This window comes from Sporosarcina saromensis (assembly GCF_054901285.1).
Map to the genome: position 1 here is coordinate 1,487,871 of NZ_CM142738.1, position 12,475 is coordinate 1,500,345.

At 41.2% G+C, this 12,475-nt stretch carries 11 protein-coding genes; 7 read left to right on the forward strand and 4 right to left on the reverse strand.

Going from position 1 to position 12,475, the window contains the following annotated elements:
* The first annotated feature begins 16 nt into the window (after positions 1 to 16).
* The 4 genes from ACVHUV_RS07315 (at position 17) to rsgA (ending at position 4,035) form a co-directional block, all read left to right on the forward strand.
* Positions 17 to 1,243 (forward strand): DUF819 family protein, encoded by a 1,227-nt coding sequence (locus ACVHUV_RS07315; protein WP_317945839.1) that lies wholly within the window; start codon positions 17 to 19, stop codon positions 1,241 to 1,243.
* Positions 1,244 to 1,328: 85 nt separating this feature from the next.
* Positions 1,329 to 1,865 carry a helix-turn-helix domain-containing protein gene (locus ACVHUV_RS07320; RefSeq protein ID WP_317945837.1) on the forward strand — a complete coding sequence of 179 codons (537 nt, stop codon included), beginning with the start codon at positions 1,329 to 1,331 and terminating at the stop codon, positions 1,863 to 1,865.
* Positions 1,866 to 1,968: 103 nt separating this feature from the next.
* Positions 1,969 to 2,553, forward strand: coding sequence for a VanZ family protein (locus tag ACVHUV_RS07325; RefSeq protein WP_462086598.1), 585 nt, complete (start codon positions 1,969 to 1,971; stop codon positions 2,551 to 2,553).
* 402 nt (positions 2,554 to 2,955) lie between these two features.
* A complete protein-coding gene (gene rsgA, locus ACVHUV_RS07330; protein WP_462086875.1) occupies positions 2,956 to 4,035 on the forward strand; it encodes a ribosome small subunit-dependent GTPase A in 1,080 nt (359 codons plus the stop codon).
* 57 nt (positions 4,036 to 4,092) lie between these two features.
* On the opposite strand, the gene ACVHUV_RS07335 is transcribed toward rsgA, so the two are convergent.
* Positions 4,093 to 4,785, reverse strand: a complete 693-nt coding sequence (locus ACVHUV_RS07335) for a class I SAM-dependent methyltransferase (protein WP_462086876.1) — start codon at positions 4,783 to 4,785, stop codon at positions 4,093 to 4,095.
* Positions 4,786 to 4,966: 181 nt separating this feature from the next.
* On the opposite strand from ACVHUV_RS07335, the gene ACVHUV_RS07340 reads away from it, so the two are divergent.
* From ACVHUV_RS07340 to ACVHUV_RS07350, 3 genes are all read left to right on the forward strand, one after another.
* Positions 4,967 to 5,632, forward strand: coding sequence for an HAD family hydrolase (locus ACVHUV_RS07340; protein ID WP_462086599.1), 666 nt, complete (start codon positions 4,967 to 4,969; stop codon positions 5,630 to 5,632).
* A gap of 123 nt (positions 5,633 to 5,755) precedes the next feature.
* Entirely contained in the window at positions 5,756 to 6,265 is a 510-nt protein-coding gene (locus ACVHUV_RS07345; protein ID WP_462086600.1) for a MepB family protein, read from the forward strand.
* 49 nt (positions 6,266 to 6,314) lie between these two features.
* Entirely contained in the window at positions 6,315 to 6,809 is a 495-nt protein-coding gene (locus tag ACVHUV_RS07350) for an NUDIX hydrolase (RefSeq protein ID WP_462086601.1), read from the forward strand.
* Positions 6,810 to 6,961: 152 nt separating this feature from the next.
* Here ACVHUV_RS07350 and ACVHUV_RS07355 read toward each other — a convergent pair whose 3' ends face one another.
* The 3 genes from ACVHUV_RS07355 to yxzF form a co-directional block, all read right to left on the reverse strand.
* Positions 6,962 to 11,389 carry a S8 family serine peptidase gene (locus ACVHUV_RS07355; RefSeq protein ID WP_462086602.1) on the reverse strand — a complete coding sequence of 1,476 codons (4,428 nt, stop codon included), beginning with the start codon at positions 11,387 to 11,389 and terminating at the stop codon, positions 6,962 to 6,964.
* A 468-nt stretch (positions 11,390 to 11,857) separates the two neighbouring features.
* Positions 11,858 to 12,061, reverse strand: a complete 204-nt coding sequence (locus tag ACVHUV_RS07360) for a YczO family protein (protein WP_317945817.1) — start codon at positions 12,059 to 12,061, stop codon at positions 11,858 to 11,860.
* A 148-nt stretch (positions 12,062 to 12,209) separates the two neighbouring features.
* Positions 12,210 to 12,350 (reverse strand): small protein YxzF, encoded by a 141-nt coding sequence (gene yxzF / locus ACVHUV_RS18875; RefSeq protein ID WP_514132984.1) that lies wholly within the window; start codon positions 12,348 to 12,350, stop codon positions 12,210 to 12,212.
* Positions 12,351 to 12,475 lie beyond the last annotated feature (125 nt).

A 12,475-nucleotide genomic window follows, 5' to 3' on the forward strand; every position in this document is an offset into this window, starting at 1 on the left:
GAATGGGGGAAGAGAAATGGAAAACACATTAATTAAGGCAGATGATATGATCACCTTATGGGGAATCATCGTTGTCTGGGCGGCGGTTAGTATTTATTTGGAACAACGGTTTAGTTGGGCGAGTAAGATTTCAGGAGCGATTATTGCGTTAGTCGGAGCAATTATCTTATCCAATACGGGTGTTATTCCGACAGAATCGCCTGTTTATGATGCGGTTTGGACGTTCATTATTCCACTAGCGATTCCGTTATTATTGTTCCATGTGAACTTTAAGAAGATTTGGCAGGAAAGCGGAAGGATGTTGCTCATTTTCTTAATTAGTTCAATCGGAACAGTAGCTGGTACGATTATTAGCTTTTTCTTATTGAAAGATCATATACCGTACTTGGATAAAATCGGTGGGATGATGAGTGCTTCCTATGTTGGGGGTGGTGTCAACTTTGCGGCGATGGCGGGGAAGTTTGAAACGCCGGGTGAAATGGTATCCTCTACAATTGTTGCGGATAATTTAATGATGGCGCTCTATTTTGTCGTATTGATGATCATACCAACGATGGCATTTTTCCGTAAACGGTATTCCCATCCACACGTACTGGAAGTGGAAGCGAATAAAGGAAAAAGCGATGGCAAGACGTTAGCAGAAAGCTTTTGGGCACGTAAAGATATTTCACTAAAAGATATGGCTTTATCTGTTGGAACAGCATTTTTCCTCGTTATTGTTGCGTTTAAACTTGCTGCGTTTTTAGATGGTGTGATTCCTTCCGGTGAAGACGTATCGTTCTTCATGAATTTATTGAACGGACTCTTCGGGGATAAATACTTGATTTTGACAACCATTACTTTCCTTGCACTTGCATTATTTCCGAAGTACTTTGAAAGTATTAATGGAAGTCAGGAGATTGGGACATTACTTATTTACCTATTCTTTGTTGTAATTGGTGTTCCTGCTTCCATTCCGATGATTATTCAGAACGCTCCATTGTTGTTAGTGTTCGTGGCAGTCATTGTGCTTGTGAACATGCTTGTTTCATTGACGGCGGGGAAACTGTTAAAGTACAACTTGGAAGAAATATTGCTAGTTAGTAATGCGAACATTGGAGGACCAACGACAGCCGCTGCAATGGCAATTGCAAAAGGATGGAAAAACCTCATTGGGCCAATATTAGTAGTTGGTACACTCGGTTACATTATTGGGAACTATATTGGAACGACATTAGGTTTATGGTTTTCAACAATGCTATAAAAAAAGACTTGCCTGGTAGTTTTTGGACTACCAGGTTTTCTTATGGTATGATGGAGGAATAAAAGAAATAAACGGGGTAGGTTTCATGTTTGATGGTCAAAAGATAAAAAAACTACGTATCGAACAGAGTTTGTCATTGAAAGATTTATCAGATCGTTCTGGGGTTAGCATTAGTATGATCAGTCAGATTGAGCGCAGGAATACAGACCCAACATTAACGACATTGTATAAATTGTGTAGAGGATTAGATGTATCGATTTCTACGTTGCTCGGTACGGATGAACAAGCTTTGCAATTAGTACGGAAAGCTGAACGAAAGACGATCAGTTTCCCGCAATCCAATTCAAAGTATCAATTGTTGACGCCTATTAATGAAGGAACAATCGAGATGATCATGATTCATTTAGAACCGGGGCAAGAAGATCAGCAACTTGTTGAGCATACAGGGGAAGAATGCGGGTATGTATTGCAAGGAGAATTGACAATTGTTCTAGGAGATAATGAGCATATTTTGTACGAAGGAGACAGTATCCGTTTCAAAAGTACAACCCCACATCGATTTTTTAATCATACAAATAAAACTTCGATTTCTGTCTGGGCAATGACGGGGAGAGTGCTGTAGTGACTAGAAGACTGTGAAGTTTGCAGTCTTTTTCTTACGGATATCGTCTGGATGTCTGTCATATGAATAAATAGAGCGATAGCTTTTTGTAAAAGGAGGCACCATGGGGTTAATTAGTACATACGCGATGAATATGCTTGGATACATGATCGCGGCATTGCCACTTTATGTGCTCGTGCGTGTAATCATCTTGAAGAAAAGAAGAAAACGAGTCAACAAATTACGTGAATGTCTATTAGCAATTTTCATCTTATACAGTATCGGTTTAGCTTCCCAAACGATCATCCCGAAATGGAGTATCGGTGTCGATTCGGTAACTGGAGAATTATATTTTGACGTAATGGTTGCAAATGAGATGGCGAGTGTCAATGTCACGCCATTTCAGACGATGCATCTTTATTTACAAACGAACAGCTATGCAGATGATTGGGGTAGCCTGTCCATCATGAATTTACTCGGCAATATGTTCTTGTTCTCGCCAATCGGATTGTTCATTCCAATGTTGTGGAGGAAGTTGGCTTCATTTTGGAAAATTGCATTCATTGGATTAGGCGTCACTTTTTTCATTGAAGGCGTTCAGTTTTTCATAGGACGAAGTACAGATATTGATGACATCATTTTAAATGCAATCGGCGTTATGTTTGGGTATTTCGTGTTTTGGTTGATGAGGAAGATTGTAAGGCGTTAAGTGAATTGAATACTAGTTTGAGCGCAAGGGGGATAATCCTTGTGCTTTTTACTCCAAGTGTTTTTTGAGTAGACGTTTGCTTTTTTTATTATGTGATACGCCGATAGCAAGTGTAAGATATTTACAATCTTCATCGTGCAATATTAGTTTGGATTCTCCGTGCTTATTAGAAGTATTAATTGACGAATCGGGAATTGCTTGGTACGATTATTGTATCTTTCAGAAAGTAGGTGATGTTTTATGGCGACAATTAATATGGCTATTGTATATATGATCGGACCCATACTCTCACCTGCCATACCTAAGTAATAGGCATGTCTATTCTGTTATGCGCGTGAAAGCATGGTGTCCGATCTGGGACCATGCTTTTTTATATGCATATAACAGGAGGAATTTAAATTGATAAATTTACAAGCATACGGTTGGAATTCATTTCATCAAAACAATTGGGATGAAACAATCGCTGATATGAAAAGTGGAAATTATAAAGCAGGACGTGTAACACTTGAACATAAACGGATGTATCGCGTGCTAACCGAAGAAGGGGAATGGCTATCTGTTTGCTCAGGTTCGTTTCAACATGAAGCAGTTGAAAGACGAGATTTCCCGGCGGTAGGTGATTGGGTTGTCGTCGAAAGGATGCCGGGTGAAGAACGAGGGATCATTCATGCTGTACTTCCGAGAACGTCTTTATTCTCAAGGAAGGCGGCGGGGGCGACGATTGCGGAACAACTCATCGCTGTGAATGTCGATATTGTCTATTTGGTCATGTCGATGAATGATGACTTTAATAGCCGACGACTTGAACGTTATCTTGTGGCAGCATACGATTCGGGTGCGACACCTGTAGTTGTCCTGACGAAGAAGGATTTGTGCGATCATCCGGAAATATATATAGAAGAAGCTCGGGGGATTGCTTTAGGAGCTGACGTCTATGCCATCAGTAGTGTGACGGGCGAGGGAATTGAGCAAGTTACGGAGCTTATAAAAGGCGGTAAAACAGCAGCGTTATTAGGGTCTTCGGGTGTCGGCAAGTCTTCACTTGTCAATGCGATTTGCGGAGAAGGTACCATGGCTGTACAAGGTATTCGTGAAGATGACGCGAAAGGTCGGCATACAACGACCCATCGTGAACTCATTAAAATCCCTTCAGGTGGAGTACTTATCGACACACCAGGGATGAGAGAGTTTCAATTGTGGAATGAAAGTGAGAGTCTCGACGATGGATTCAAAGATATCGAGGAACTGGCAACAAGTTGTCGATTCTCGGACTGCGGTCATGCTAGTGAACCAGGATGCGCGATCCAAGAGGCATTACAGTCGGGGGCTTTGCCGGAAGACCGCTATGCCAGCTATGTGAAACTACAAAAAGAGATTGCATTTCTCGAACGAAAAACAAACCGGCAGGCGGCAGTAGCCGAACGGGACAAATGGAAGAAAGTGACGAAAAGTATGCGGAAGCATCCGTCAAAGAAGAAGTAAGATCAAAAAGACAAGCCCATCTAACAGGGGCTTGTCTTTTTACAATCACTGACATACTTATTTATTTACCTTGATACGATACGCAAGACATTCATTGAGTGATACGAGTGAAGAATAGTTCCATTCATCGTAATCCATTGCGCCACCAGGGAAAATCGCAACGATCTTCAAGCCAGCCTTTTGGCACAGCTTGCTAATTTCTTCTACAGTATAACAACGGAGTGACTGTGTGACAGCGTCTTCGGGGTGATCGGTATGCCACCATGTATCAAGCATGCGTTCATTCTCTTCATCATATCCATATTTTCGAAACGCTTCATCAATCTGCATTTCTTGGCCGTTCACTTTACGCCAATAGGAAGGTTGGTATAAATCAATCAATGCACAACCGTCTTCCTTCATCCAACCTGCTATTCTTTTTAGTAAAAAGAGTTGTTCCTCATCAGTTCCTACACCGAAACCGTCCATGTAACTGACAACATCAAATTGCTGCTGCAATTGTATTGTGTAAAAATCCCCACAATGTATGGTAATGGAATCAGGAGAGCATGATTTAGCATATTCAACGAGTTCAGGCACCAACTCTACAGTTGTCATTTCGGTTCCGTTTTTGGCCATAGCTCGTGCTAATATGCCGCTACCTGCACCGATATCCAACATCGTAGTAAACGGTTTACCAACTTGTTCGTGGATTTGCTTTACTTGAAGAGCTAAGTCGTCTTCCATTCTGAATTCTATTTGCGGATCCATTAGTTCAAATTGCTTCTTATAAAAGGGAAGTACCCAAGATTGTTTTGTCAAATTAATTCCTCCTGTATTTGTTTTATCAAATAAAAGTCGGAGTTAGATAGAGTAATGTCAAAGCATCCACCACCTTCTATCTCATTATAGCGTATAATTAGATAATTAAGTAGATGATGGAGGGATTATTATGATAAAGGCAGTGATCTTTGATTTGGACGGTACTTTATTGAATCGTGATGCCTCAGTGATTAGTTTTGTGTCGAATCAGTATGATCGATATCGAGATGTTTTTGGTCACATTCCAAAACAGCAATACATGTCGAAGTTCATTGAATACGATTGTCGAGGATATGTATGGAAGGATAAAGTCTATCAGCAACTCGTTGAAGAATATCAAATCCAAGTGCCATGGGAAACATTGCTCCAGGATTATATGGAGAACTTTAAATTCCACAGTGTCCCGTTTCCACATCTTGAGAGTATGTTGGATTCATTAAAGAATAGGTCTTTGAAGTTAGGCATCATTTCGAATGGTAGGGAACCGTTTCAATCGGATAATATCGCGGCTCTTGGAATCGGACATTTTTTTGATGCGATTCTCATTTCAGAGTCAGAGGGTATTAGAAAACCTGATCCCCTTATTTTTCAACGAGCTTTGGAAAGACTGAACGTTCAAGCGTTCGAAAGTATGTATGTCGGTGATCATCCGATGAACGATGTGAAAGCAGCCCGTTTGGTTGGAATGCTCAGTGTTTGGAAAAAGGACAACCAGTGGGAAGATGTAAATGCTGATTATTGTATCGATGAATTGAGTGAACTGCCAGGGATTATTGAGAAACTGACATTTGGTTAAACAAACAACTACTAGAGTGGATAGACTATTACTAAATCGATAGATCCGCTTTCGGACGAGTATACAGTCTAATCTGTTCTGTCAAACAAAAGCGGGTAATGCACGAATTTGAGGAGTGGAAGAATGAATGATTTTTATGAAGCATTAGCTTATGTAAGTAAAGTGATATACGAGCCGAATCGCATACCTGTAAAGTCAATTAAAGAAGAAAAGCAAAATGCTAAATATGGTGGTGGATTCTTTCAATTGTCTTCTAGAACTGTTCGTTTTCGAGTTGCAAAAATAACTCCAAACAAAGTAGGGCAGTTTGTTGTATGTTGGGAAAAAGGTGGGAATGATAAAAAACAACCTTATTCATATGACGAAGCACCTGATTTATTCGTTATTACTACTTTTAGAAATGACAGCGAGTTTGGACAGTTTATTATTCCGAAAGATGTTCTACTAAAACAGAATATTCTTAGGTCAAGTTCGACGAAAGGGAAGATGGGAATAAGGGTTTATCCTAGTTGGGATAGTCCGACAAGTAAGCAAGCGATGAAAACTCAAAAAGAGCAGTTGCCTTATTTTGTTGATATGAGTAACGCTAATGAATTACCCATGGACAAGATACTAGAACTGTATTCGTTGTAATTATTGCGGAAGCTTGGCGCACACATCGTACATAACCGGGGGGACTTGAATGATACACGTAAATGTTAGAGGGATAATTGAAAGAAATGGTCCTAAAGGAACTGAAATTGTTATTCAAAAAAGGGTTAAAGCGAATGAGAAAAATACACCTTATGAGTTGCCGGGGGGAAGGCTGGAGGAATTCGAGTCATTTTTTGAAGGGTTAAAAAGAGAAGTGCATGAAGAGACAGGACTTCACATTACAAAGATTTTTGGGGAAGAAACCAAAATTGAAACGCATGATAAAAATTCGAATGTTGAAGCTGTGAGGCCTTTTGCGATTTATCAAACGACAAATGGTCCTGTTGATTCATTAGGTGCTTATTTTCGATGTCAGGCTAATGGGGTTCTAAATGATAAAGGGGATGATACTGAAGATATAAAGTGGATTTCAGTAGATGATTTACGTCAATTAATTGATGATCAATTAATTGAATTTAGTTGGGTAGATAAGTCGGGCATACTGTATTATTTGAAATGGCATTATACACAGAAGGTACATTGAGTTGATACATACATAGGGGCGAGCTGTCCTTACTTATAGTTGAATAAAGAGCAAAAAGGCTGTCACAGAAAGTCAGTTTTCACGGACTCTCTGGACAGTCTTTATTTGCTTAGCGAGACTTTCTGCTAGCGAGTTTTACGTCACCTTACTCATTAATTAGATTCTACATTAATGAATAGCTTTCCATCTGCTACTTTTCTAGCTTCATTTCCGAAGTTATCGACTACTTTTACTTCAATTCTTGCGCCATCAGCTGTAACGCCTAATGGTGCAGTCCAGTAGCCGACATATTTACCAGGTGCTACTTCGCTTACTGGCAATTCGGTAGCATTTGTCACTTCGTTGCGTCCACCGACATTTGTCAATGGCATATGAATCATGAAGCTTCCTTTTAGTCCTTCATCACTTGTAAATTCGATTTTTACGGACTTACCAGTGACTAAATGAACATCTTCAGCAGGTGTTAGGTTTGAAATTTCTGGTGCGTTGTAGTGCGCTGTAATGGAGACTTTTTGCGTCTTTTTATTACCAGCTGCGTCTTTTGCTACGACTTTGATGTCATTAACCCCTTGTTCAAGGAGAATTCGTTTTGAATACGTGCCGTTTGTAACGGCAGCCTTTTGTCCGTTAACTGTGACGGATTCAAGATTTGCGTCCGATACTTTTCCGGTGACTGTCACTGTTTCGCGATTTGTTTTTTCGCCATTTGCAGGACTGTCGATTGTCAATTCAGGTTTCAGTGTGTCCAGAAGGACTGTAACCGGACTTGAAGTACCTGTGACGCGACCGTCTAATGAAGAAACAGCTGTGAATTCATTTTCACCTTCAGTAAGTGTTGTGTTAAATGAAAACTTGCCGTCATCACCAACAACAACTGAATCGACTTCGGTGCCATTGTTTTGCAAAGTGATTGTAGTTGTTGGAGTTGCCTTGCCGTCAATCGTGATTGCTTGTTTGTTTGTCACTGTTCCGGACTGAGGGGAAGTGATAACTGGTTCGAACACTTCGTAGTTGACGCGTGCTCGAATCATGTAATTCCCTTCATTCGTCGGAGCTGGAGCCCATGCACCGCCGACGTACTGATAACTTCTACCAGCGTTCGGTCCGTTTTCATCTGTCGCTAAGCCTGGTGCGTAAGGGTTTGGCGCTGACTGGACATAGACCATGTAGAAATCGCCGTTAACTGCGATGTTGTGTTCTGCTAAATCTACAACTGTCCACTCGCCATTTCGTTTTGCTTGCGCATCAATTGGACCAGCAAGCTTTTTGCCAGGTGTTCCATCTGCGCCCGTTGCATCCCAAACTTCTACAGTAAATGCAGTACCACCAGGAACTGGCCATTCTGTATCCCAGAAACGGAAAATTCCTTCAGAGACGATTCCGGAATCTTTTCCTTCAGGTAGTGACATTTTCACACCCCAGCCGTTTCCAGCATCGTAAAATGCTCGTGCGTTTTCAGCTGTTCCATCATCGTACCCGATTTCACCGCCAGGATATGTGAAGAAAGGTTCTAATGCAAAGTCGTATGTGGATTGGTCACCGATCGAAACTGCTGCTTCTTGACCGTGGTATCCACGTGCTACGACTTTCAACGTGTAATCTCCTTCGTAAGCAGTAATTGCGTATTGACCAGATGCATCCGTTTCGACAGGCGTAATGTTAGCGTCTTCTATGAGTAGAAGGGTTGCACCTGCAATCGGTTCACCTGTTGATTGATCAGTCACTGTGCCGCTTAGTGTAGCTTGCGCTAATTCTTCTAACGTGAAGTTTGCAGTTGTCGTCTCGTCTGCATTGATTGTGACGGATTGTTCTGCTGATTGATAACCATATGCTTCAGCTTTCGCTGTAAATGTTCCTGTACCGTGAGTCAGTTTATACTTTCCGTTTGCAGGATTCGTATAGACAGAACGATTTGTTTCTAAAATGCTCACTTGAGCACCTAGCGGTAGAAGTACAGGACCGACATGCCCGTCATTTGTCGGTGGTGTTAATACGTCATCTTTAGGGAGTACTGGCTTAATGGATTTAGGGTCAATCGGTTTTTCAAGCGCATCTTTCCCTTTCTCCACAATAACACCTAGTTTATTATTGTTCTTCATACCACTTAATCCGCTTTGGGAGCCGAAAGTGTTCTTAATCGGCTGGATTGAAACATTCCCAGTTTGAGAAGTGCCGCTTAAAGCAACGTCGTCAATATACCAGCCTTCACGAACAACGCTACCATCTGAAAACGCATTGAAGCCGATGTAAATACGTTGACCACTATAAGCTGACAAATCTACTTCAGCGTCTAACCATCCATTGGAAGCCCCTTGGACCATAAGAAGTTGCGTCCACTCGACCATGTCTGTTGAAATGAACACATGTCCATAATCCCAAGCTCTTCCGGAAGAAGATTGTTCGAAGTTATGCCAGTGTTTGAATTGAAGGTAACTATTTCCTTCAGGCAAGTCGATTGGAGGCATTACGAGTGTTGCATTCATTCGACTATCGTAATTCCCAGCGAGGTTCGTGGCGTATACTTTTTCTCCAGATGCAGCATTGCCAGGTCCAGAAGTCGGAACGCCCCATTGCCAGCTGTTCATGTCTCCGAAAGATACCCAGCCATTTGGTGTTTGTTCGAAGTCTTCAAAGTAACCAGTTGTAATACCAGCTTTTACTTGGACAGTATACTCAGGGCTAGTTACTTCGTTATTACCAAAATCATTGATCGTCCATTTGTAGATAAATTCACTGCCAGAGATTTTATCTCCCGGAACTGTAACGTTGTATTGACCAGCTAGATAATCACCAGAAGAACGAACGGCCTCTAGTGCAGCCCATTGACCGTTTCCATCCAAGTAATGCATCATTACTGAAGATACGCTTACATTATCTGCAACTTGAATGGATAGCTGTAAATCCATACCTTCATACGTTTCAACAGGGGCAGTGTGATCGAATGTTGGTGGTTCGCTATCATCCCCTTGGATTGTCACTTGTCCTTCTAACGTACCAAGTCCTGTCACAATAGAAGAAACTGCTTCATAAGCATCGACAAGTCCGTAACCATAGCCATGGTTTGGAGAAGTCGGATATTCGTTGTCTGTCAGCGCTGTTGCAGTATTTAGTAATACTTGCTCCATTTCATCAACAGAAATATTCGCGTTCACTTGGCGAAGCATTGCTGCGACTGCCGATACAGCTGGCCCGGCCATCGACGTACCATTCCATCCACCTTCATAGCCGCCACCCGGAACAGAAGAACGAATGTTTACGCCGGGAGCAGAAATATCCGGTTTAATCTCCCCGTAAGGTGATGGACCACGTAGCGAGAAGCCTCCTACCTTATTATTAATGTCTGTTGCACCTGTAGCAAAAGACTCAGGATAGTTTGCTGGATTTGCAACTGATCCTGGGCCGCCTGGGTTGGATAAAGTCGTATTCCCTGCAGAGAATTCAGGGAATATTTCTGCTGCACGCCAGTTTCTCACAACGTCACGGTACCACTCATCTAAACCGCGGCCGCCACCCCATGAGTTGTTAACAACGTCAGGTGCTAAATCGACACGCGCATTCCCATTTGCATCAGTTGGAGCGAGGATCCATTGCGCTGCTGCTAATAGATCAGTATCAGTTCCACCATTGGCTGTAAATGCTTTTACTGCAATCCATTTCGCACCAGGAGCTACTCCGACTTGGTTTGAACCATTTGGCTCGCTACCTACCATTGTGCCCGTTACATGCGTTCCGTGCCCATGATCGTCATACGCAGCCGAACGTCCTGCGGTGGCGTCGAACCAGTTGAAGTCATGATTCACTTCACCTGTTGCTGCATTATACCCGCGATATTTTTCTTTAAGTGCAGGGTGATCCCATTGAACCCCTGTATCGATACTTGCGACAACTGTTCCAGAACCATCAATGCCCATACCCCAAACTTGTGGTGCATTGACTCGCTCAACGTTCCATTCTACGTTTGCGATGCCCGAAGTAGGAGTCGTTGCATTTTCAGTTTTCGTTGTGAAAAGTTGACGTGTTTCGTTTGGAAGTATTTTTTCAACTTCTGCGAAAGTTGCAACCTTCTCAGCAATATCTTTCGTTGCGGTTACTGCCAAACCGTTAACGATATAGTAAGATGTAAGGTCTTTTGCATTTCCTGCTTCAACTTCTGCTTCAAGAAATTGCAAAACATTTTGCTGTGATTCCAATGAAGTGGCTTTCAATTCAGAAACGACAGCAGATCTTGTCAGTAAGACCGATTGTTTGCCAGTTAGTTTTTGTTTGCTTGCTTGTTCTTTTGCTGCAGATGCAATTTTTTCTGAATCTGCTTGTTCTTTGAATTTGACGAGAAACGTAACCATTTCTTCGTCTTTAAAACTTTGAAGGAGTCGATCGCTTACTTTGTTTTGTGCAATGGCATTTGAGTCTTTCATTGCATGATGTATTTGCTTATTCACTTTTGAAGTGCTAGCAGCAAATCCAGGTGACATCAACGAAAATACCATTAGAAATGTAGCGACAATACTAAATAGCCTTATTCGTCTGCGATTCTTCAATTTTCTTCCTCCCTTTTTTTTTAGAACCCACCCCTTTGACATAGAAAAAACACCTTCTCTCCTCTCCTGAAATTTGCGCAGGTTCTCGATGGTGTTTAAAGTAGCTTGTCTAGTTGTCTAGCTTTAATTATACATATATAAAACATTAATAAAAGATTGAATTTATGTATTATTGCAAAATTGATAGTATGTTACTAGGGGTTATGATTTTTAGCAGGAGTTTAGCTGTATGTTCTTGCAGAAGATGAATTGCTGTATTGTTCGTTAAATGCTTATGCAATAAGGTTTCTACATGTGTTTTTTATAGCGTGATATCCAGAGTATCCTTTGCGTTTTTTAAGAAATAGTTAAAAACACCTATGTTAGCAAAATGTAGTTGGTTATTTTTATATTAATGTTTTTGTGTTTAGTAGTATGGAATGAGTTTTTTGGAAATGCAGTTGGGGAGAAGGGTATACGAAATTTGCCCAATATGAAAAAAGCCGGCATATGCCGGCTTTTAATTGACTGTCAGGGACGCGGGTTTTTGTGGATACGCTCTTTCCGTAAATCTTCCTTCATATTATCCAAATGAATTGTATCGACAGTTTGCATATCTTCATGCATATCAAATAAACTCATTCGATTAGAAGCGATTTTCTCGGGATGTTCCAAATACAACAGTTTATTGTACGTTGAGTCTTTCACATCATTGCGGTTACCATCCGCGCTCATTTGCATGACCTCCCTATTCGTCATAACTAGTATTCACATATGTGTAAAATCTTATGCGAAGATGCCAAGCCATACAGAATCCAACGATATAAAAAGCATGAAGGTGAAATGTCCTTCATGCTTTTTGAAGTGTGTCCTAACTTTTGCGTTATGAGCGTTTGCTAAGTGGGAGTCTCGATTGATTCTTTTTTGACATGAATTTGCGCACAAATGGATAAACAACAGGTGCCCATTTAATGGCTGTTTTTATCAACTTTCCAATTTTCATTACAAATGCACCTCGGTTCATCGTTTTTACTACTTTGCCCTTTCTTGTGCAATGTAAACCTCAATTGACTCTCTTACACTGACAGATTGCCAGTTGTTTTCGAAAGATCTGTCTCTTTTTGTGTAGTTGATGTTTGATTTTGAAAG

Bases quoted from the DNA above. Each gene is read 5' to 3' on its own strand.
- ACVHUV_RS07340 (WP_462086599.1), top strand. From the start codon at position 4,967: ATGATAAAGGCAGTGATCTTTGATTTGGACGGTACTTTATTGAATCGT.
- yxzF (WP_514132984.1), bottom strand. From the start codon at position 12,350: ATGAACCGAGGTGCATTTGTAATGAAAATTGGAAAGTTGATAAAAACA.
- ACVHUV_RS07315 (WP_317945839.1), top strand. From the start codon at position 17: ATGGAAAACACATTAATTAAGGCAGATGATATGATCACCTTATGGGGA.
- ACVHUV_RS07345 (WP_462086600.1), top strand. From the start codon at position 5,756: ATGAATGATTTTTATGAAGCATTAGCTTATGTAAGTAAAGTGATATAC.
- ACVHUV_RS07360 (WP_317945817.1), bottom strand. From the start codon at position 12,061: ATGAGCGCGGATGGTAACCGCAATGATGTGAAAGACTCAACGTACAAT.
- ACVHUV_RS07350 (WP_462086601.1), top strand. From the start codon at position 6,315: ATGATACACGTAAATGTTAGAGGGATAATTGAAAGAAATGGTCCTAAA.
- ACVHUV_RS07325 (WP_462086598.1), top strand. From the start codon at position 1,969: ATGGGGTTAATTAGTACATACGCGATGAATATGCTTGGATACATGATC.
- ACVHUV_RS07355 (WP_462086602.1), bottom strand. From the start codon at position 11,389: ATGTCAAAGGGGTGGGTTCTAAAAAAAAAGGGAGGAAGAAAATTGAAG.
- ACVHUV_RS07335 (WP_462086876.1), bottom strand. From the start codon at position 4,785: ATGGATCCGCAAATAGAATTCAGAATGGAAGACGACTTAGCTCTTCAA.
- ACVHUV_RS07320 (WP_317945837.1), top strand. From the start codon at position 1,329: ATGTTTGATGGTCAAAAGATAAAAAAACTACGTATCGAACAGAGTTTG.